This window comes from Bradyrhizobium sp. ISRA464 (assembly GCF_029910095.1).
In the GTDB taxonomy this organism is placed as follows: domain Bacteria; phylum Pseudomonadota; class Alphaproteobacteria; order Rhizobiales; family Xanthobacteraceae; genus Bradyrhizobium.
The window spans coordinates 1,367,753-1,388,664 of the sequence record NZ_CP094526.1 but is presented as its reverse complement, the minus strand read 5'-3'; the positions used below and the strand labels follow the sequence as shown (position 1 = coordinate 1,388,664).

Sequence of the window (20,912 nt, the reverse complement as noted above, 5' to 3'; positions counted from 1 at the left end):
CTTGTCAAGCTGGTCGGTCGACACATTGAGCGAAGGTGAAGAACTACAAGTGATGCCGCGATGGGCATGAAGACCGTTCATGGCAAGGACAAGAGGAACCGAAATCGCGGCCGCGATCAGGCTCTACTCAATGAAGGTCGCGCCGCGCTTGTCCCGCCAAAATCGCAGACGAGAAGTTGACTTCATTGCCATGCCTTCTTTCCCGCGCGGCTGTTGAAGAAGCCTGTTTTCGTTCGGTTCGTCGTTTCGGCCTCACTTATTCTGTCCACGCTCAGCTCTTTCCACGATGTTGCGTAAGGCAATTTCGGAAAGCCGTACGACCAGCTCTTTGAGGCGAGCAATCTCTTGCCTGCACCGCTCCAATTCGCGCTGCTCGACTGTCATCACCGATACTTCATGCCAACTGCTGCTTTCCGTCATGATGTAGGACCTACGGGCGCGAGCTATTCCGCGACCCGATTTGAGGTGACCTCTGTTCAGGCACCACGGCGATCAGATCGACATTGCCGGCTCTTCGCTGGAGATCGCATCACCTTCCGAGTAGCACGGGATTGCTCGATAGCCCTTCACCGCCAGAAGGAGACGCATCTCTTCGATGGTATGGCGCTTCTCTCCGCTGCATATTTCCAGTTCGATCGCAAGGTCGTCTGCGTGCTTCTCCCACGAAGTTGCGATGATCTGGTCGATCGGAAAGCGCCGCATATTGATCAAAGCCTGCCGAGCTTTCGCCGGTAGTAACCATCTTTCCCGATTGCTCTTCTAATCTCTTCACTCACACTCACAACGCCGCGCTTCCTCTTCGGTGAGCGGGCCAGGTTTCCATCTCTTGGAATTGGTGTGCCCTTCGGGAGCACGAGCAAATAACGACGGTCGCAATGTAAACGTCGAACATGAGAACAGCCCAACGCCGGTTTCCAGCAATATTACCGTAGGTTGCAGCCAATTTTGGATTGAAACTGATTCGCGTCAAGACCGCGAAATTACGGGAGCGCAGACCACCTCCGAAAGCTGATTGGCAGGGCGGAAGGAAGCATGGCGGCGCTTCGTTGTGACGTCGGCTTCATACGACGCAATGTTGTCGAAGTTCATCTTCTTGTCTGCATCGGCGCGACGATCGAAAGCACCCTGCCCACCAACAGCGTCCACGAAGAGAGGGATGGCCTCTTGCCCCGTGGGTCGGTCAAAATCCCCCGGGTATGGTCACTTGAAACTCCCCCACCTGATGATCGCCGTCAGCGCCGCTGAACAGCGGTAGCCGGTCAGGCAGGACGTTTATTTTCGGTCCCTTTAGCCAGCAAGGGACCGGGGAGTTGAACGTCTTGAAGCCACACCTGCAAAGCACGGTATTTACGCTACTCGATCGCAACACCAGCCAGCGCGAGATCCACCGGCTGACGGGGGTCGATCGAAAGACGATCCGGCGTTACCGGGCGCTGCGGGCTGGTGCGGAGGCAAATTCCCCCGGGGAAGTGACCACCGGCCCGGTGAGCGTGGACGGCCAAATTCCTCCACCCCGACCACCGGCTTTTGGGGCATCGGAAGCGACGGTCACCAGCAGCCTGGCCCGTTCGGCTTGCGAAGCGCATCGGACGTGGATCGAAGAACAGGTCCGCCTGAAGCGGAATGCGCAGGCGATTTACCAGGACCTGGTCGATCAATTTGGCTTTCCGTCCAGCTACCAGAGCGTCAAGCGGTTTGTGCGCCGGTTGCGGCACCGACCCCGAGCAGTTTGATCGCCTTGAGTTCCTCCCCGGCGAGGAAGCTCAGGTCGACTACGGCGAGGGCGCGCCGACGGTTGATCCGAAGAGCGGGCGGTACCGTCGTCCCCGCCTGTTCGTGATGACGCTGCGCTACTCGCGGCGCAGCTTCCGGCGGGTAGTCTGGCAGTCCAGCCAACAAGTCTGGGCGCAGCTTCACGAAGAGGCGTTCCGGTATTTTGGCGGGGTCCCCAGCTATGTCGTGCTCGACAACCTGAAGGAAGGCGTTCTCAAGCCGGATTTGTACGAGCCCCAGCTCAACCCGATTTACAGCGCGATGCTGGCTCATTACGCCGTGGTCGCCGATCCCGCGCGCGTGGCCGATCCCAATCGGAAAGGATGCGTCGAGAGTGCGATTCAACATACCCAGGGCACCACGCTGGCCGGACGGCGCTTCGCGACGCTGGAAGCCCAGAACGAGTTCTTGAGGCACTGGGAGGAGAATTGGGCCTCCAAGCGCATCCACGGCAGCACGCGTCGTCAGGTCGAGGCGATGTTCCAGGAGGAGAAGCCACACCTGCGGCCGTTGCCAGTGGCGGCCTTCCGCATCTTCACCGAGGTCGTTCGGACCGTCTGCGACGATACCACCGTGCGTGTTGATAGCAGCTATTACGCCGCGCGGCCTGCGCCCCTCGGCAGCCAGGTCGTGGTGCGGATCTACGCCGCGACGATCGAGATCCGCGATCGCCACACCCATGCGCTGCTGCGCGTTCATCCCCGGATGGCGCATCCCGGTTCTGTCGTCCTGCCGACCAACGAGCGGCCATTCAATCCGTCGCGGCAAACAGCCTTGCTGCTGTCGAGCGCCGGCCGCATCGGCCCGCAGACCAAGGCGCTGTGCCAGCAGATGTTTGACACCGAAGGGCGCGTTGGACAACGCGCGATGTGGGGCATTGTCGGGCTGAGCCGGAAGTATCCGGCACGGCTGGTCGAACAGGCTTGTGCGCACGCCATCAGCAACCGCATCTACCGTTACAAGCACGTGCGTGCGACCGTCGAGCGGCTGCTTGAACAGGCATTCGCGCAGATTGAAACGACGCCACCACCGACATCGCAGCTCATCCAGGATCATCCGTTGATCCGCACCTCCGAGGAATACGGCGACCTCTTCAGCCGCGCTGTGCGGCGCGACGCCGACGACAATGGCCGGCAGGCCGAGGCTCACGACGACCGCGCCCCTGCAATCCGCGCTCGTGGCGCCTGCGCAACCCCGGCCAGCTCCGGCGCCACGAGCGCTCCCGCTGCGCCTTCTCACCTCAAACTGGAGACCCAGCCACATGATGACCATGCCGGAAATTGAGCGTTGCCTGCGACAGCTGCGCCTGTCGGGCGTCCGCGACACGCTGCAGACGCGCGTGCTGCAGGCGCAGGGCGCCAACCAGCCCTTCCTCGAGACCTTCTCTCTGATCCTGCAGGACGAACTGGACCGTCGTCAGTCCCGCCTTATCGAGCGACGATACCGGCAATCCGGGCTCGACGAAAAGCTGACGCTCGCCGAGTTCGACTGGTCCTTTAATCCCAAATTGCCGCGCCAAACCTGCTTCCAGCTCCACACCCTGGCGTTCATAGCCGCTGGCGAGAACGCCCTGCTTGTCGGCAAACCTGGCACCGGGAAGTCCCACATCGCCAAGGCGATTGCCTATCAGGCGATCCTGCAAAGCCACAAGGTCCAGTATCTTGAGACCGACGACTTCTTCCACCGCTACGCCCTGAACTCCCCGGCGCAACGCGAGGTCCGGCTGCGAACCATCATCGACTGCGATCTCCTCGTGCTGGACGATCTGTTCCTCGCACGCGCCATCCCTGACGACGCCGGCGCATTGCTGCAGACCCTGATCCATCAGCGCTACAAACTGCACCGCAGCGTCATCGTCACCTCCAATCGCGTCGTGCAGGATTGGGGGACATATCTGGGGGACAACACCATGAGCACCACCATCCTCGATCGCCTGATGCACCACTGCCATCTGCTTGAGTTCGACGGACGCAGCTATCGGCTCAAAGAGGCCGCTGAAGCTCTTGCCCGTGAAACAAAGTCAAAATAACAATCCCTTCTGTCCTGCCTCGCGGGTGGAGGAATTTGACTGACCACACCCGGAGGAATTTGAAGTGACCCGCGGGGCCTCTTGCGCCTTTCCAGCCTTCACCGCCTCTCTCGCAGGCACTTGCCCGGCGCCCCATGACTTCAACATGTCCGCGTCACTCGGATTGCCCGCCACCAGTCCTGTAGCTGGGGGTTCGTTGAGCGCCAGGCTCACGACCATATCAGGGTTGCGCGCGGCGAAGAAAAGCGCCGCGTGTGCTCCCGATGAATGCGCCACGATCCGCACTTTCGAAAGTCCCAGCGCGCGAACGAAGGCCGGCGCGTTCGTGCGCGCGATCGCAAAGGCAAGGTCGGCAACCTCGTTCACAAGCCGCCCGCAGATGGACTCGTTGATCGCATCCCTGGAGGGAAAGAAACGGTAGACATTCGCCGGGCTCATGCCGAGTTCGGAGGCGATGTCCGCCACCGATGTCTTGTGGTAACCGATGCGGCGAAAGTGCTCCTCCGCTACCTCCAGGATGCGTGCGCGCGCCTCGTCGGAATCATTTGCCGTTCGGACCGGACGATTCATGGATGTAACAGCGCCCTACTCGGCAGCCATTGCTGTTCGCAATTCCGGTTCCTCCGTCGACCCCTCATGGATCCCATCTGCAGTCGGCTTGATCCGGAACCACGCGGCATAGAGCGCGGGAAGGAAGAGCAGGATCAGCACCGTGCCGACTGCCGTGCCGCCGATCAACGTATAGGCCATCGATCCCCAGAAAACGGAGTGCGTAAGGGGGATGAAGGCCAGCACGGCGGCAAGTGCGGTCAGGATTACGGGCCTCGTGCGTTGCACCGTGGCTTCGATGACAGCGTGATAGTCGTCAAGTCCGGCCGCGAGGTTTTCCTTGATCTGTTCGGTCAGGATCAGCGTATTGCGCATCAGGATGCCGGCCAGTCCTATCAGGCCCAGAATGGCGTTGAACCCGAAGGGCTGGTTGAAGGTGATCAACATGGGCACGACGCCGACGAGACCGAGCGGTGCCGTCAGCATGACCAGGGCCATCGTTGAGAAGGATCGTACCTGCAGCATGATAACGATCAGCATGGCGGCGATCATGGCTGGGAAGATTTTACCCAGCGCGGTGTTGGCCTTTTCCGCCTCCTCGATCGAGCCACCCAATTCGATGCGGTAGCCGGCCGGAAGGGATGCGATCAGCGGCTGAAGGGCCTTCATGATCTCCTTGGAAACCTCTGGAGGCTGCGTCGCCTCATTGATGTCCGAGCGGATCGTGATGACCGGTGTGCGATCGCGGCGCTTCAGGATCGGCTCTTCCAGACGGACTTCCGAATGTCCGATCTGGTCGAGCGGAATCTGCCGGCCGTTTCGGCTCGTCAGCGAGAAGTCAGCCAGACGCGTCGGGTCCAGCCGCTCGCCGCCGGCGCTGCGCATCACGATCGGAACGTTGCGGATGTCCTCGCGAACCTGCGTAACGGCGATGCCGGTGAGGAGGAACTGCAGCTGCCGGCCCACCTCCGCCGGCGAGAGGCCGATCAGGTTCAGCCGATCCTGATCCGGGATGAAGCGGAGCACAGGCGTGCGATTGCCCCAGTCGCGGTTGGCTTGCCGCACATCGGGAACGCCACGCATGATACCAAGGGCTTTCTCAGAGATAGCATACAGCTGCGCGGGATCAGGCCCCATGATCCGAAACTCGACCGGGAACGGCGTGTAGGGTCCGAACACGAGCTGCGTGACGCGCACATAGGCCTCTGGTGCAAGCCCGTGCGATACCGCCTCTCGAAGCCGATGCTTCAAAGCCTCGCGTGCCTCCGCATCCGGTGTCAGCACGACGATCTTGGCGAAGGCCGGATCGGGCAGCTCCGGCGCCATCGCGAAGAAGAAACGGGGAGCACCCTGACCGACATAGCTCGTGACGATCTTGGCCTCCGGCTGGTCGTGCAGCCAGCGTTCGAGCTTCTCGACCGTGGCGGTCGTCGTCTCAATGCTGGTGCCTTCCGGCAGGCGAACCTCCACGAGCACTTCGGGACGGTCCGATGTCGGGAAGAACTGCTGTTTGACGGCACCCATGCCGACGCCGGAAAGCGCGAAAGCGACGGCGACGATGCCGCAGGTTACGAACTTGTGGCGTACGGCGAAGGTGATGAGCCCTCGCAGGCGCCGATAGTTCGGTGTGTCGTAGATCGCATGGTGACCGCCTTCGACCGGTTTGATCGCGGGCAGCATCTTGACGCCCAGATAGGGCGTGAAGACCACCGCGACGATCCAGGAGACGATGAGGGCGAACCCCACGACCCAGAAGATGTTGCCGGCGTATTCACCGGCGGTCGAGCGCGCGAACCCCACCGGCAGGAATCCGGCGATCGTCACCAGTGTTCCGGACAGCATCGGCGCCGCAGTGTGGCTCCACGCATAGGCCGCCGCCTTGATGCGGTCCGTGCCTTCTTCCATTTTCACCACCATCACCTCGATGGCGATGATGGCGTCGTCCACGAGAAGACCAAGCGCAAGGATGAGGGCGCCGAGCGTGATGCGGTCGAAGAACCGGCCGGTTTCGAGCATGATCAGGAACACGACGGCAAGCGTCAGAGGGACGGCAGCCGCCACGACGATACCGACGCGCCAGCCGAGGCTGAGCAAGCTCACCAGCAGCACCACGCCGAGCGCCATCGCGAACTTCAGCATGAATTCGTCGACCGCTGAGGTGATGTTGACGGCCTGATCGGTCACCTTGTCGAGCGTCATGCCGAGCGGCAGCGTCCGTGCGATCGCCGCTGACCTCTCTTCCAGCGCCTTGCCGAGCGCGAGACCATTCCAGCCCTCTTGCATAACGGCCGCGAGCAAGATGGTGGGCTCACCCTGGTGTCGGATGAGGTAGGTGGGAGGATCCTCGTAACCGCGGCGGACATCAGCGATGTCGGAGAGCTTCAGCATCCGCCCCGCAGCGACGATCGGTGTGTCGGCGATCGTCTGGATGCTGTCATAAGCGCCGTTGATCCGGATGAAGACCTGTGGGCCCCGGGTGTCGATCGAGCCGGCCGGTGTCACCGTATTCTGCCGCTGCAAGGCGGCAACGATATCTTGTGCGGACACGCCGAGGGTCGCCAGTTTGGCATAGGAAAAATCGACGAATATCTGTTCGGGACGTTCACCGAAGATGTTGATCTTCTTGACGCCGGGCACGTGCAGGAGGTCCTGGCGAATCAACTCGGCTTTCCTGGCCAGCTCACGCATGGGCATGCCCTTCCCCTTGAGGGCATAAAGGGCGAAGCTCACGTCCGAATATTCATCGTTGACGAAGGGGCCAAGCACGCCGGACGGCAGCTTGCGGGCTTCATCCCCGAGCTTCTTGCGGGCCTGGTAGAACTCCTCCTGCACGCTGGATGGCGGTGTACTGTCCTTCAGCGTCACCGTCATATACGCGTAACCTGGCCGGGTGGTCGTCTCCACCCGGTCGTACCAGGTCAGTTCCTGAAGCCGTTTCTCCAACGGTTCGGCGACTTGGTCCTGCATCTCGCGTGCCGTCGCGCCCGGCCATGCCGTCGTGACCGTCAGGGTCTTGATGGTGAAGGAGGGGTCCTCCGCCCGCCCGAGCATGAAGAAGGCGTAGGCGCCCGCGGCGGCCAGCAGGATGATGAAGAACAGGGTGATGGCCCGTTCGCGAACGGCGATCGCGGAAAGATTGAAATTCATTACTTGGCCACTCCTATTTCGTCGACGTTCGTCTTGACGCTCGCACCCTCCTGCAGCAGGCGGGCGCCGACTGAACCGCGCTCAACCTAAAAAGCGCGGCCTGTAACTGCGCTGCTGCCGACTTACAATTGGTTCGGCGACAGCTTCTTTGAGGCCAGCTGCCGCCTGGGCAGCAAGCCCACGGGCCGCTTCCTGTGAATCTTGAAATTCCTCGAGTGCATAGACTCGACCCCACCGCAGAGTGAACACATGGAGACCACGGTTGACGTACGACGCGTCGCCGTTCAGCAGCTTCGCGGTGCCCTCCCACTGGGCAAACACGGTGGTGTGCCATGGCCAGCCCTTCACCGAGATGTTGCTGACCGTGAAATGGAGAGTGGGCAGGACGCGCCCGAGGCGCTCAAACCAGCGGCGCAGGTCTTCTTTGCCGCGGCGCTCACCGCCAAGCGCATGGGCGCCGGAAACGCGGTGATGGACATGCGGCGCGACTGCTTTCACCGCATCATCCCAGCGATGGTTGTTGACGTGGTCGAAAGTCTTTCGGATTTCTTTCTTGACAATGTGACTGTAAAGCATCTGGCTGCTCCAACGGCGATCACGGAAAGATTGACGCTCATCAGCTGCTCCTACTCTCTGAGGCAATCCTGACGCGAGCGCCCTCCTGCAGGAGATGAGCGCCGAGCGAAACAACCCGATCACCAGAGCTCAGCCCGGAGATCACGGCGGTCTCGCTGGTCACACGCACAAGCTTGATGGGCTGAAAGTGTACGGTCGAGGTGGCGCTGTCGAAGACCCAAACGCCGGTCTTTCTGCCGTCATCGAGCACGGCTCCCAGCGGCACCTGGACTTCCGGCTTAGTCTCCTGGCTTGCAAGCCGAATGGTGACCGTCGCGCCAAGCGGTGCCGCCGCAGCCTCACCGTCGAGCACATAGCGGGCCTCATAGGTGCGGGTCTGGGCATCGGCCGAATCCGACAACTGCCGGAGATGCGCCGTAAAGCGCCGCCCATCGCTCCCATACAAGCTGGCCTCGGCCACCGAGCCGATCGCCGGCCGGATTGTTTCGGGAAGCGCGACCACCGCTTCGCGGGGACCGGCCTGGGCAAGCCGAACCACGGTCTGGCCGGCGGAGACCACTTGTCCCGGTTCGCCAAGCGTTTGCATGACCGTTCCGTCCGCGTCCGCCACCAGGACGGAATAGGTCGCCTGGTTCTCGGCGACCCGTGCTTCGGCTTCGGCGGCGGCGAGTTGCGCGTTGGCTGTGTCCGACGCCGCCTTCGCCTGCTCGTAGCGCTGTCGGGAAGCCCATCCGTCGCTTACCAGGTTGGCATATCGCCGTTCATCCGCGTCCGTCTGAACGACAGATGCGCGCGCTGCGGCAACGGCGTTGCGCTTCGCCGTGAGCGCAAGGCGGAGGTCGGTTTCGTCGATCCGCATCAGCGGCTGGCCGGCTTTGACCTGGTCGCCGACATTCACAAGCCGTTCCAGGATCTTACCGGGGACACGAAAGCCGAGATTGCTTTCCACCCTCGCCCCTACGACGCCCGTGAAGCCGCGTTCGGATCCGGTCACTCGTGCTGCCGCCACCAGGTTGACGATCGGTGGTTCCTGCCTGGGGTCGCCCAAGGCAGAGGCTTTTTGAGTGGGAATGGCAAGAGTAGCGAACGCGGCCGCCCCGGACGCCGCGATCAGGACACCGGCTAAGACCACAAGTCTTCTCTTTCTCATCCCCATCTCCTATGCCATTTAGATTTCGTTCGAACGCTATATAACTAATAGAGTTCGATCGCAATCTAAAAAATAGGGTTGACGGGAACGTGATCCACGTAAGGAGCCCGCCATTTTCGGGAGCGGCGGCTTTCATGCAGGAGCGGCTCACCCACCTCCTGCAGATCCTCTCGTGCCTGTTGATAGATTGCGTTCGGCCTCTATCTGAGATATAGATTTTGAATGCAATCTAAAAGGAGGTCCACGATGCGAGTGAGTCGCATTCAGGCCGCGGAAAACCGCCAAAACGTGATCAATGTGGCAAGTCGCCTTTTCCGGGAGCGCGGCTTTGATGGCATCGGGCTCAAGGATCTGATGGAGGGGGCCGGGCTGACCCAAGGCGCCTTCTACAAGCAGTTCGCGTCAAAAGAGGATTTGGCGGTAGAGGCGTCCAGGCGGGCATTGGAGAGCGCCTCCCGCCGATGGTCGGACGCGGCCACGGAGAATCCCAATGATCCGCTTGGCGCAGTGATTGCGTTCTACCTCAGTGCCGACCATCGCGAAGAAAAGATGGACGGCTGCCCGATCGTGGCGCTCGGCGCAGATGCCGCCAGACAGGGGCCCGATGTGAAAGCGGCATTCGAAACGGGAATCAGGGCGCATCTCGAAGTCATTGGCCGCTTCATTGCCCGAACCGACGGCGATGAGCTCAACGGCAAGGCCATGGCCATTCTCTCGACGATGGTCGGTGCGGTGACGCTATCGCGCGTCGTCAACGACCCCGATTTGGCACAGGCGTTTCTGGATGCAGCAGTCGAACAGGTTCGCGAAGCCGTCGCCGCCTGAGATGTCGGTACCGGCCAGTTTCTCCACGTTGAGGAACTGACCGCTCCAATTCGAGATCAGGCGACTTCTCGGGCTTTCGGCCACTAACCCAATGGGAGGAAAAAATGCGCAGGACTGGTGCACATAACTTTCCAGCGATTGATCGTGTCATCTATGGCAAAGCTGCGTCTGAAGCCATCAATGAAGAGGCGGAGCGACTTAAAGCAAAGCGGGTCTTCCTTATCGTCAGTCGAACCTTGAACACCAAGACCGATGAGATCGAGCAAATCCGGCGTACGCTTGGTGACATGTAGCGACCTTCGATGGAATTGCGCAGCACACGACACGCAAGCAAGCTGCCGAGGTTGCCCTCCACGCAAAGGACGCGCGAGCTGATTTAGTCGTGGCTGTTGGTGGAGGTTCTGCCGTCGATCTCGCCAAGATCGTCATCATGGCCCTGGAGCACGATATCCGCGATGAAGCGGGCTTCGATCCCTTTCCCATGGGTCCAGGCGTGAGCTATTCTCCCTTCCGCTCGCCGACAGTCCGACAGATCGTAGTGCCATCCACGCTGAATGGTGGCGAATACAACGCGGCAGCGCTCGTCACAGATGAGCGCAATAAGCTGAAGCAAATTTTCTTTCACCCCCAAATGATGCCAGTGGCGATCATTCTCGACCCCGCCCTCTCGCTTCATACGCCTTCAAAGCTTTGGATGGGATCGGGCACACGCTCGATGGATCACGGAATCGAAGCATTGTGCTCGCCGGCGGGCACTCCCTTGGCTGACGAAGTCGTGCTGGCAGGCATCCGCATTCTGCGTGAAGGAATGCTCCGGACCTTAGACCATCCGGATGATCTTGAGGCACGCCGGCTTTCCAATATGGTTCGTGGCTTGCCTCATTTGGGCTACAGGCACGCATCCCGATGGGAGCAAGCCACGGCATCGGCCATGTGCTGGGAGGCACCTTCGGCGTTCCCCACTACTATTGCACACCTGTCATGATGCCGAGCCTTCTGCGCTACAACAAACCGTTCACTGAGGAAGCGCAGAAGCGTTTGGCGACGGCTCTGGGCGCTCCGGGCGACGAAGCGGCAGACGCCTTTGCGGAATTCACCAGGAGACTTGGACTACCTGGCCGACTCGCTGATGTCGGCATTGGTGAAGACAAGTTCGATCAGATCAGCAAGATTGCAATCAATCATCGCTTCGTTCAGGCCAATCCGCGGCCTTTCACAGGCGAATCCGAGATCATCAGTTTGTTGCGAATGGCCGCTTAATGGAACAGCGTTGGGCGAGAGTTCGATGATGGAGGGATAACTGCGACCAGCCTCCCGCCCAATCAAGAGGCGAGGCTGTTTTACACGTCATTGCCATGTCGTCTTTCGGCCGGAAATATCTTGAATCGCCCTGAAGGGCTTTACTCAGCAGCGTTTTCACCGTACGTGAGCGGCCCTTGCCGAAATTCGCGCAAAAGCCGTCAAAGGTTCGTCCAACCCAGCTGGCGCAAGCGTACCGGCGACTGGGCATGCTCATGCGCTTCTCCGAACGGCTTTGGCGGTTCGATACGTCAGTTGAGCAGATCCGGCTGCTCCTTGACGAGTTTCGAGTATAGGGTCTGGAACTGAAACCAACCCGTCCTCGGCGTGCCGAGAATAGCGAACGCCTGTTTTGCGGATTCCTCGGGAATGTTCTTGAGAGGTTGACCGGTTCGCGCCGCCGCCGCCTCGGCGAGCAACTGCACTTGGCACGAGCGCTCCATCGTGATGAACCACCAGACCGCCTCATCCACGGTCTGTCCGACAGTCAGAAGTCCATGGTTCTGCAAGATGACCGCTTTGTGCGGCCCCAGCGCCTGGGCGATTCGCTGACCTTCGTCCAGTTCGACTGCCACCCCACCGTAATCCTCGTATAGAGCGTGATCGTTGTAGAATGCGCACGCGTCTTGCGTAATTGGCTCCAGTTTCCGAGCGAGCGTCGAGAACGCGCGGCCATGCGTGGAGTGGGAATGCGCCGCACCGACGGAATCGGGACGAGCCGCATGAACGCTTGCGTGAATCGCAAAAGCAGCCGCATTGACAGGATAGCTGCCTTCGACGACTTCGCCTTTATGGTTGACCCGAATAAGATCTGAGGCCTTGATCAAGCCGAAGCTCATCCCGAAGCCATTCACCCAAAACGTATCCGTAAACTCCGGATCGCGGGCGGTGATGTGGCCAGCGACTCCCTCGTCGAATCCGAACTTGGCGAAAAGTCTGAGGCCGGCGGCCAACCGTTCCTTTCTGTGTTGCCTCTCCTCGGCCAAGGTTTTGAAGACGGGCGGCTGTGGTAGCCCCGCATTGATCTTCGTGGCGGCCTGCGTATGGTGATCGTGTCGCTGCGGTGAGTTCATCGTCATGCCCTCGTCTCGTTTCCGCCCTGGTCGGCCTGCGGTACGGCGCCGAATTGGTTCGATACCGCTTTGGTAAGAGTTAAAATCAGCTATGGAACGTCCGCTGCCTCCACTAAATTGATCAGCCGGCCGCAGGAAACAATTGAAATCGATTGTGGAATGTTGAACTGGGCTCACCGCAAAAATGTCGAAGGCACAATCAACCCTCCCCCCGCTGGCGAGCCTCCGCGCATTCGAGGCTCTCGCACGCTCTGGCAGCGTCAAGCTTGCCTCCGAAAGCTTGAATCTCACGCCATCCGCGATCAGTCATCAAATCCGCACCCTCGAAGCTCATTTTGGTCTCCAGCTCGTTCAGCGCAGCGGCCGCAACATCGAACTCACCGAAAGCGGCGCGATATATGCCGCCGCGGTGCTAAGCGCATTCAACGAATTGTTTCGAGCGAGCGACCTCTTGGACGACAGAAAGCGCGGCAGGATTGTCCGAGTTAGCGTGACTCCGACCTTCGCAATGCTCGCGGCGCTCCCCCAACTCGAAAGGTTCCGCGTCGATAATCCTGGAATCGATTTGAGGCTGGAAGCCAAGAACACTCCGGTAGATTTTGAGAGGGATAACATCGATGCCGCCGTTCAATTCGGCGAGCCTCCGTTCAGCAACTTGACTTTTCATCGACTGCTCAAGTCGCGCGTCGCCCCATGCGCCGACAGGACACTATTGGAGCGCTTTGCACCCATTCGAAACTCGCATGACTTGGCAAAAATGCCGCTGATCAGGTTCAACACGGCGCCTGATAGCTGGCAGAAATGGTTTGGCGAGTATGAGCCGCAGCTCGCTTCGAAGGAGGCGGAGCTGATCGGCGATAGCCTTCTGACAGCGATACAGATGGCGCGGTCAGCGATGGGGGTGATACTAGCGCCGTTTCCACTGGTAGCGCCGATGGTCACCAGCGGTGCCCTGAGCGTTGTAAAGCTCTGGGGCTCGATGGACATCGGGCTAAGAGACTTCTATTTTACGTATCGGAAGGTCGACGGGTCTTCCGAGAAGATAAGGGCAGTTCACAAATGGCTGAAGGTCATAGCAAAAGCTCTGGAAGCTGAATCTACAAAGTTGGGAGTCTAGGCTCGGCGGCCGGCGACCTCGACTTCTGATCTTTCCGAACGCTTTTCGATGCTCGCCAATGAATTTCGTTCTGATTTGGGATTACTGCTCGAGCTCTTGAGGCTCTCGCAAGCGGTCCAATTTCGGTCCCGTCGCTCTATCTACATGGAACGGAGGACGGCTGCATGTCCGCGCAGCTTAGCGAAGACATGGAGGCGCTGTTCACGAATGGACTCGAGCGTCATGCCCGGCGTCGGGCATTTCCTGCATCTTGAACAACCCGATGCCGTTCTGAACCACGTCCTCCGCTTCCTGAGAAGCTGACCGGTCACGCTCGCCTCGATCGCGAGAACCGCCATCTGTTCAAGGAACGATCCAGTCGCCCAGCCAAAAGGACAAGTCGATGTCGAAGCGGACCCCTATTCTGATCACCGGCGCCGGCGGCGAAGTTGGCTCCGTAAGCAAGACGATGATCAACATGCTGCTGGAGAAGCAATATCCGGTGCGTGCCTTCGTGAGGCGGGACGACGAGCGGGCGGAGGCGCTTCGAAGGGCCGGAGCCCTGGTGATCGTCGGCGATCTCCTCAATGTCGCCGATGTCGCGGCTGCCCTGAAAGGTTGCCGGAGGGTCTACTTCAGCATGAGCTTGAACCCTTACTATAGCGACGCAACCATCCTGATGGCTGCCGCTGCGCGCGCGCAAGGAGACATCGAGGTTTTCGTGAACATCTCGGAGTTTGAGCAGACCTTCATGACATTCGATAGAATGACCGCCGCGCCGGAGGCGCGACTCGCCTGGCTCGGAGGATCCGTCGCCGAGTGGTCGCCGCAACAGAGGGCCCATTGGGCGTCGGAGCAGGCGCTGCAGTGGTCCCGCCTCCCGGTCGTTAACATCCGAGCGACGATGTTCGCCGAGAACCCGATCCTTTCCTGGTTTCCGCTAAAGCAATTGCTAAGTGCGGGCGAACTCCACCTGCCCTTTGGCACGCAGAAAATCGCGCCAATCGCCGCCTATGATGTTGCGGAGATTTGCACGAAAATCCTGATCGATCCCTCGGCGCATATATCGATGTCATATGCGCTCACCGGGCCGGAGTTGAAGGACATGCATGGGTTTGCGGAGGATTACGGTGCCGCGCTGGGACGTACGTGCCCCAGGACCTGGATGCCTGGATCGAGACGTACATCAACAATGCTCTGGCATCTCGCAATCCGCACATTGCAGACCACCTGAAAACCATCACCCGCTTGGTCGCAGGCGGACGTTACGATGTTGCCAACGACGAGCTTGAACGATTACTTGGACGTGCTCCGAAGGCCGTCCGATGGGCTCTTGAACAAAATCCGCGAATTCGCAATGCAGTGGAGGCCACATGATCGCAGACGGAGAGGCCACGGCACGTGGCTGGAGGCCGGGCGTATGAAATACGGATAGTACTTCCTGCGGCAGAACGAATCGCTGCTCCGAGCAACACAGCCAAGCCGGGCCCAGCGTCTGCAGATTCGCAGCGACCACGGCTCGACACGAAGAGTCAGCCTGGACCTTTTGAATTGCGCCCGCTTCGCCGCAGCCCGTTTGAACGCGTCACATTTTTCCGGCAGCTCTCTGTTGCCGTCGCGAGCAATTCACGGCCAAGATTGCTCGACGCCGGCATTGCTCTGGCCAGGACCAACGCTCCGACCATACGACAGACCAGATCCACCGCCTCCTCGCGAGCGGACGCCATCTCAGGCAACGAATCTGCAATCGACAAGATCATCCGCTCGACGCCCTCGGCGAAAACGCTTTTGATGCTATCCGGCTGTCGTGCGACCTCGCCTGCCAGCGCCGCCGCCGGACACGTGGAACCAGGCGCCTTCCGAGCCTCCTCCGACAGATAAGACGTAACGAACTCGTCGAGGCTCGGCATTTGTTCCCGCACGCCATCCATCTGGCGGAATGCGTAGTCGAGGGCCTCACACGCTAGTGCGCTCTTCGATTCGAAGTGATTGTAGAATCCGCCATGCGTGAAGCCGGCGGCTTTCATCAGATCGTTGACCGAAATGCCGTCGAAACCGCCCTCGCGAAAGAGCTTTGATGCCCTCGCGACAACTTTCTGCCGGTTCTTCTGGGCCTGACTTTCAGTAATCCGCACGGACAATCTCCCAAATCTCGTTACGATGATACATGTCATTATTAATGATTGACAAGACACCCAAACAATGATGATGCTCGCCCAAACAATGATGATGATCATCATTGTTGAGTGCCAAACCGCGTCCCGCTTCAGGAGGAAAAATGCCCTTTTGGAAAATCTATCATCCGGTCGGCGCCTTCACCGCTGAAGACAAACGCGCCCTTTCGCAACGAATTACCGAGCTCTATCGCGGACTGCCAAAATTCTACGTCATCGTCGTTTTTCACGAGGTTGCCCCCGAGTCCTTCTATATGGGCGGCGAGGAGGCGCACAATTTCGTTCGCATCTCGGTGGATCACATCGCCCGGTCATTCCCGCCCGACGCCAAGAAGCTGAAAGCCAAATGGATGGGCTGGGCGGAAAAGGCGCTGGCGCCCTACATCAAGGATCGCGGCAGGGATTGGGAAATCCACATCGATGAAACGCCTTTTGATCTCTGGCAGATCCAAGGCATGCCCCCGCCGCCGCCAAATTCCGAGGACGAGAAGCGCTGGCTCGAGGAAAACAAGCCGGTGCCGTACCCCATTCAAGAGCCGGCTTAGTCAGGCCGGTTGTCCGAGGCATAGATCAGGATGAGCAACCATCAGCGTTTTGCAGTCGTTACCGGTGCCTCGTCGGGGATAGGCGCTGCCTATGCCGAACGAATGGCGGAGCGCGGCTACAACTTGATTCTCGTCGCCCGTCGTCGGAACCGACTAGAAGAGATCGCCAGCAAAATCCAAGCCAAGACAAAGCGCGCCGTCGAGATCGTGACTGCGGATCTCGGCGATCCGGCGGACCTGTTGCGCATTGAGGCGTTACTGACCGAGCGAGAGGACATCGACGTCCTGATTAACAATGCCGGCCTTGGCGCTCTTGGGCCCACGTCGAAAGTGGCTGCGGCTGCGTTGGAGAACCTGATCAAGATCAATGTGCTGGCATTGACACGACTGACGCATGCAGTCCTGCCGGGTTTCCTGCGGCGCAATTCCGGAACGATCATCAATATCGCCTCCATCATCGCGGTCATGCCAACGCCTTCCGGCGCAGGCTACTCCGGCACCAAGGGATATGTCCTGAATTTCACCCGCTCGCTCCAGATGGAGCTTGCAAAGACCAATGTCACGGTTCAGGCGGTACTTCCCGGCCCGGTTCGTACGGAATTTTTTGAAGCATCCGGTCTCACTGAGGCGCCCTTCCCCGACGAACTCTTCATGTCCGCGGAGGAATTGGTCGACACCGCTCTCCAAGCATTGGACCAGGGCGAGCTGGTCTGCTTTCCCTCATTGGAGGATACATCGTTCTGGACGGCGTTTGAGGACGCCCGCATTGCGTTGAGTCGTGCGCTCACGCAGTCAGGTCGGCCGGCCACGAGATATTCGGAAAGAACCCGGTAACAACTGACGCTCCCGAGATTGCTGCCAATTTCCCGACCGTCAGAACGAGCGTCATCTAAATCGGCTGTTCAATAGCATCGACAGAGGCTTTCTATGCGACAAGATGGCAAGGTAGCGATTGTGACCGGGGCCGCAACGGGAATCGGGCAGGCTTCGGCAAAGGCGCTGCGTCAAGCTGGATTCCGCGTTTTCGGCACGAGCCGGCGGGCCGCCGCAAGCATCGCGGACGGCATTACGATGATTCCCTGCGATGTAACGGACGACGCATCAGTCAAGGCGGTCGTCGACAAAGTGCTCGATACGGCGGGCAGGATCGATGTTCTGGTCAACAACGCGGGAACCGGCCTGCTTGCCGCAGCTGAAGAATCGTCGGTGCAACAAGCCCAAGCGTTGTTCGACATAAACTTTTTCGGAGTGATCCGCACGACCAACGCGGTTCTCCCTGTGATGCGAAGTCAAAAAGCGGGACGGATCGTCAATATAAGTTCGGTCATGGGCATAATACCTGCCCCGTTCTCGGCCCTCTACTCCTCCACCAAGCATGCTCTCGAAGGCTATTCGGAGTCCCTGGACCACGAGGTGCGGACCTTCGGCATTCGAATTTGCTTGCTTGAGCCGGCGTATACCAAAACTTCGTTCGAACAAAACATGGTGCTGCCGGATCGGAGCCTGGACGCGTACGTCTCGGCGCGAACGCGATCCGGCGCGCTCATGCGAGAGATCATGAAGACAGCCGACAGTCCCGACATTGTCGCTGACCGGGTCCTAGAAGCCGTGACGACCAAATCGCCCCGTCTGCGATACACCTGCGGCAAGATGGCACGGCAGGTGAGCGTCCTGCGTCGTTTCGTCCCCGAACGGATGTTCGACAAGAGCCTTCGCAAGCAGATGGGATTGCCGGCTTAACCGGACTAGCCAAGCCGACCTCGAAGGTCATCTGATCATGCGTCGCATCGTCGTTACGGGACTGGGACTCGTATCACCGCTGGGCTGCGGCAGTGAGCTGGCATGGTCGCGGCTGCTCGCGGCCCGTTCAGGGCTGGCGGCCCTTCCCGAATGGGCGGCTGCCCTTCCCGCGCGGGTCGCTGGGATCGTGCCGATAAAGGCCGATGATCCGGATGGGGGCTTCGATCCGGATCTGGTCGTTCCTCCCAAGGATCAGCGGAGGATGGATCGCTTCATCCTGTTCGCGCTGGTTGCCGCGGCCGAGGCGATGGCACAAGCGGCATGGACTCCTTCCGATGCGCATTCCATGGAGCGCACGGCGACCGTGAGCGCATCGGGCATCGGAGGCTTTCCGGCAATCGTCGAGGCGGTCCGCACCACCGATCAGCGCGGAGTCAGGCGCCTCTCGCCCTTCACCGTGCCGTCCTTTCTCGCAAATCTCGCGGCCGGCCATATCTCGATCCGCTACGGCTTCAAGGGTCCCATCGGTACGCCGGTCACCGCCTGCGCCGCGAGCGTGCAGGCAATCGGCGATGCCGCACGCCTCATCCGAACCGGAGAAGCCGACGTTGCGATTTGCGGTGGCTCGGAAGCCTGCATTGATCTCGTGAGCCTTGGCGGCTTCGCCGCCGCCCGGGCCCTTTCGACGGGCTTCAACGAAACGCCGGCGCGTGCGTCCCGCCCCTTCGACCGCGACCGCGATGGCTTCGTCATGGGCGAAGGCGCCGGCATCCTCGTCATTGAAGAGCTGGAGCACGCGCTCCGCCGCGGCGCCCAGCCGATCGCCGAAATCGCCGGCTATGGCACGACTGCTGACGCCTACCACATCACGTCAGGCCCCGAGGACGGCGACGGCGCGCGCCGCGCCATGGAAGGCGCCTTGCGGCAGGCCAGCCTTAAGCCCAGTGACATCCAGCATCTCAACGCCCATTCCACTTCGACGCCGGTTGGCGACGTTTCCGAACTGGAGGCGATCAAAGCCGTGTTCGGCCACGACGGAAAAATTGCCGTGAGCGCCACCAAATCGGCAACCGGTCATCTGCTCGGCGCAGCCGGAGGAGCGGAAGCGATCTTCACGATCCTCGCGCTACGGGACCAGGTCGCACCGCCCACTCTCAATCTCGAAAATGCCGATCCGGCTGCGGAAGGCGTCGACCTCGTGGCCGGCGAGGCCAGGCGGATGACGATGGAGCATGCGATTTCCAACGGATTCGGCTTTGGGGGCGTCAACGCCAGCGTCATCTTTCGACGTTGGCAATGACCAAGCGCGCCCGCGATTGGCAAGTCACCGCCGATCTGCCAGCGCCTTCGCCGCGCTGCATCGCCTGATCATGTGCGGCAGTGCCGGATCGTCGATCAGACCAGTTGTTCCGCAAGCTGCCATTTCGAGGGTTTGGAAAAGTTCATTTACAACGCGGCGGAGAGTAGCTACCAATAAGTATCAAAAAAGAACCTATTGGGGAGCGAGCATGGTGCAGGGTCGCGGCGTGGCAATCCTGGTGGGCGCAGGCGACGCGATCGGCGCTGCCGTTGCGCGGCGTTTTGCCAAAGGCGGCTATACGGTGTGCATCTGCCGGCGCGACGCCGCCAAATCCCAGGGGCTAGTGGACGAACTGACTGCGGCAGGCCATCGCATCCACGCCTTCAGCGTCGATGCGCGTCAGGAAGCCGAAGTCCAGAAGCTTTTTTCCGAGGTCGAAAGCAATATCGGACCGATCGAGGTCTGCCTTTTCAATGCCGGATCGAATGTCAACAAGCCGCTGCTGGACACCACAGAAAAGCTTTTCTTCAAGGCCTGGGAGCTGGCCTGCTACGCAGGATTCCTTGTGGGGCGCGAGGCCGCGCGCGTCATGCTGCCGCGCGGACGCGGCACCATCTTCTTTACCGGTGCGACCGCCAGCATTCGCGGCGGCCAGGGCTTTGCCGCGTTTTCATCGGCGAAATTCGGACTTCGCGCGGTGGCACAGGCCATGGCGCGCGAGCTTGGGCCGAAGAATATCCATGTCGTCCATCTCGTCATCGACGCCGGCGTCGATAGCGAAGCCATTCACCAGCGCATGAAAGCGGCGAAGGGGATCGAGGTAAGCGAGATCCCGCCGGACAGCCTGACGAAGACATCCTCTATTGCCGAAGCGTACTGGTTCACCCATCAGCAAAGCCGCGACGGCTGGACCCATGAACTCGATCTTCGTCCGTCGGTGGAGAAGTGGTGATGAGCGCGACGCCCGATCTCACCCTGTGGGGCGCCGGCACAAGCCGCACAATTCGTGCACACTGGGCCATGCACGAACTTGGCTTGCCCTACACGGTCAAGCCGATCGGGCCACGGACGGGGGAGACCAAGACGGCTGAATACACCAGGCTCAATCCTCGCCAGAAAATCCCGTTGCTTCAGGACGGCGACTTCTGCATCGGCGAAAGCGCCGCGATCGTTGCCTATCTGTCGCGCATGTATTCCACGCCGGACCGCTCGCTGATTCCGGAAGGCACCCGCGACTATGCCGCGTGGCTCGAATGGTGCTTCTTTATCGTGGCCGAGCTTGATTCCACGAGCCTTTACGTCATGCGCCGCCACCGAGCGGATGCACTGGGACACATCTACGGCGTTGCGCCTGAGGTCGTGGCTCAAGCCGCGGAATATTTTCGCGGGCAGTTGCGCCATGTTGAAGTCGCCCTTGCCGACGGCCGGCAGTTTCTCATGGGCGACCGCTTCAGCAGCGCGGATATCCTCCTTACGACGTGCCTCGACTGGGCCATCGCTTATGGCGTTGGCATTTGCGAGAATGCGGTGCCCTATCTCGAACGTATTCAGCGGCGCGAGGCTTATCAGAGAGCGGCTGCGGCGAATGTTCCGGCAGCACCTATTGCGGCGGTGCCGGCGAAAGTCTGAGAACCGA

The 20,912-nt window shown here is 60.4% G+C and carries 21 protein-coding genes and 1 pseudogene; 14 read left to right on the top strand and 8 right to left on the bottom strand.

Going from position 1 to position 20,912, the window contains the following annotated elements; genetic code table 11:
* Positions 1-252 precede the first annotated feature (252 nt).
* Positions 253-420, bottom strand: a complete 168-nt coding sequence (locus tag MTX19_RS06470) for a hypothetical protein (RefSeq protein WP_280982908.1) — start codon at positions 418-420, stop codon at positions 253-255.
* A 72-nt stretch (positions 421-492) separates the two neighbouring features.
* Complete coding sequence (locus MTX19_RS06465; protein ID WP_280982907.1) at positions 493-702, bottom strand: hypothetical protein; 210 nt, start codon at positions 700-702, stop codon at positions 493-495.
* Between the two features lie 572 nt (positions 703-1,274).
* Here MTX19_RS06465 and istA point away from each other — a divergent pair.
* A pseudogene (gene istA / locus MTX19_RS06460) lies at positions 1,275-3,057 on the top strand (IS21 family transposase).
* Positions 3,035-3,802 carry an IS21-like element IS1631 family helper ATPase IstB gene (gene istB / locus MTX19_RS06455; protein WP_280982906.1) on the top strand — a complete coding sequence of 256 codons (768 nt, stop codon included), beginning with the start codon at positions 3,035-3,037 and terminating at the stop codon, positions 3,800-3,802. The pseudogene istA and the gene istB overlap by 23 nt, the downstream one beginning before the upstream one ends.
* On the opposite strand, the gene MTX19_RS06450 is transcribed toward istB, so the two are convergent.
* From MTX19_RS06450 to MTX19_RS06435, 4 genes are all read right to left on the bottom strand, one after another.
* The gene (locus MTX19_RS06450) at positions 3,794-4,372 is read right to left on the bottom strand and encodes a TetR family transcriptional regulator (RefSeq protein WP_280982905.1); all 579 of its coding nucleotides are present in this window, start codon (positions 4,370-4,372) and stop codon (positions 3,794-3,796) included. The two genes, istB and MTX19_RS06450, sit on opposite strands and share 9 nt — an antisense overlap.
* Positions 4,373-4,387: 15 nt before the next feature.
* Complete coding sequence (locus tag MTX19_RS06445) at positions 4,388-7,498, bottom strand: efflux RND transporter permease subunit (protein WP_280982904.1); 3,111 nt, start codon at positions 7,496-7,498, stop codon at positions 4,388-4,390.
* An 81-nt stretch (positions 7,499-7,579) separates the two neighbouring features.
* Positions 7,580-8,074, bottom strand: coding sequence for a nuclear transport factor 2 family protein (locus MTX19_RS06440; protein WP_280982903.1), 495 nt, complete (start codon positions 8,072-8,074; stop codon positions 7,580-7,582).
* Positions 8,075-8,114: 40 nt separating this feature from the next.
* Positions 8,115-9,224 (bottom strand): efflux RND transporter periplasmic adaptor subunit, encoded by a 1,110-nt coding sequence (locus MTX19_RS06435; protein ID WP_280982902.1) that lies wholly within the window; start codon positions 9,222-9,224, stop codon positions 8,115-8,117.
* A 246-nt stretch (positions 9,225-9,470) separates the two neighbouring features.
* Here MTX19_RS06435 and MTX19_RS06430 point away from each other — a divergent pair, with 246 nt between their 5' ends.
* The 4 genes from MTX19_RS06430 to MTX19_RS06415 all read left to right on the top strand — a co-directional run bounded on the left by MTX19_RS06430 (position 9,471) and on the right by MTX19_RS06415 (position 11,309).
* Complete coding sequence (locus MTX19_RS06430) at positions 9,471-10,049, top strand: TetR/AcrR family transcriptional regulator (RefSeq protein WP_280982901.1); 579 nt, start codon at positions 9,471-9,473, stop codon at positions 10,047-10,049.
* Positions 10,050-10,153: 104 nt separating this feature from the next.
* Positions 10,154-10,342, top strand: a complete 189-nt coding sequence (locus tag MTX19_RS06425; RefSeq protein ID WP_280982900.1) for a hypothetical protein — start codon at positions 10,154-10,156, stop codon at positions 10,340-10,342.
* A 14-nt stretch (positions 10,343-10,356) separates the two neighbouring features.
* The gene (locus MTX19_RS06420) at positions 10,357-11,034 is read left to right on the top strand and encodes an iron-containing alcohol dehydrogenase (RefSeq protein ID WP_280984708.1); all 678 of its coding nucleotides are present in this window, start codon (positions 10,357-10,359) and stop codon (positions 11,032-11,034) included.
* A complete protein-coding gene (locus tag MTX19_RS06415) occupies positions 10,956-11,309 on the top strand; it encodes an iron-containing alcohol dehydrogenase (RefSeq protein ID WP_280982899.1) in 354 nt (117 codons plus the stop codon). Before MTX19_RS06420 ends, MTX19_RS06415 begins: the two co-directional genes overlap by 79 nt.
* Before the next feature lie 290 nt (positions 11,310-11,599).
* Here the strand turns inward: MTX19_RS06415 and MTX19_RS06410 are convergent, their stop codons facing one another.
* Positions 11,600-12,427, bottom strand: a complete 828-nt coding sequence (locus tag MTX19_RS06410; protein WP_280973934.1) for a class II aldolase/adducin family protein — start codon at positions 12,425-12,427, stop codon at positions 11,600-11,602.
* Positions 12,428-12,605: 178 nt separating this feature from the next.
* On the opposite strand from MTX19_RS06410, the gene MTX19_RS06405 reads away from it, so the two are divergent.
* Both MTX19_RS06405 and MTX19_RS06400 read left to right on the top strand, forming a co-directional pair.
* Positions 12,606-13,538, top strand: coding sequence for a LysR substrate-binding domain-containing protein (locus MTX19_RS06405; protein WP_280985889.1), 933 nt, complete (start codon positions 12,606-12,608; stop codon positions 13,536-13,538).
* A gap of 382 nt (positions 13,539-13,920) precedes the next feature.
* Positions 13,921-14,751, top strand: a complete 831-nt coding sequence (locus MTX19_RS06400; RefSeq protein WP_348638268.1) for an NAD(P)H-binding protein — start codon at positions 13,921-13,923, stop codon at positions 14,749-14,751.
* A 298-nt stretch (positions 14,752-15,049) separates the two neighbouring features.
* Here MTX19_RS06400 and MTX19_RS06395 read toward each other — a convergent pair whose 3' ends face one another.
* Complete coding sequence (locus MTX19_RS06395) at positions 15,050-15,652, bottom strand: TetR/AcrR family transcriptional regulator (protein ID WP_280973937.1); 603 nt, start codon at positions 15,650-15,652, stop codon at positions 15,050-15,052.
* 107 nt (positions 15,653-15,759) lie between these two features.
* Here MTX19_RS06395 and MTX19_RS06390 point away from each other — a divergent pair, with 107 nt between their 5' ends.
* The 6 genes from MTX19_RS06390 (at position 15,760) to MTX19_RS06365 (ending at position 20,905) form a co-directional block, all read left to right on the top strand.
* On the top strand, positions 15,760-16,236 hold the full coding sequence (locus MTX19_RS06390) for a tautomerase family protein (protein ID WP_280982897.1): 477 nt from the start codon (positions 15,760-15,762) through the stop codon (positions 16,234-16,236).
* A gap of 30 nt (positions 16,237-16,266) precedes the next feature.
* Positions 16,267-17,070 (top strand): SDR family oxidoreductase, encoded by an 804-nt coding sequence (locus MTX19_RS06385; RefSeq protein WP_280982896.1) that lies wholly within the window; start codon positions 16,267-16,269, stop codon positions 17,068-17,070.
* Between the two features lie 93 nt (positions 17,071-17,163).
* Entirely contained in the window at positions 17,164-17,976 is an 813-nt protein-coding gene (locus MTX19_RS06380; protein WP_280982895.1) for an oxidoreductase, read from the top strand.
* A 37-nt stretch (positions 17,977-18,013) separates the two neighbouring features.
* Complete coding sequence (fabF, locus tag MTX19_RS06375; protein ID WP_280982894.1) at positions 18,014-19,276, top strand: beta-ketoacyl-ACP synthase II; 1,263 nt, start codon at positions 18,014-18,016, stop codon at positions 19,274-19,276.
* Between the two features lie 208 nt (positions 19,277-19,484).
* Positions 19,485-20,228 carry an SDR family NAD(P)-dependent oxidoreductase gene (locus tag MTX19_RS06370; protein ID WP_280982893.1) on the top strand — a complete coding sequence of 248 codons (744 nt, stop codon included), beginning with the start codon at positions 19,485-19,487 and terminating at the stop codon, positions 20,226-20,228.
* Positions 20,228-20,905: a glutathione S-transferase family protein gene (locus tag MTX19_RS06365; protein ID WP_280982892.1), complete on the top strand. Its 678-nt coding sequence runs from the start codon at positions 20,228-20,230 to the stop codon at positions 20,903-20,905. Before MTX19_RS06370 ends, MTX19_RS06365 begins: the two co-directional genes overlap by 1 nt.
* Positions 20,906-20,912 lie beyond the last annotated feature (7 nt).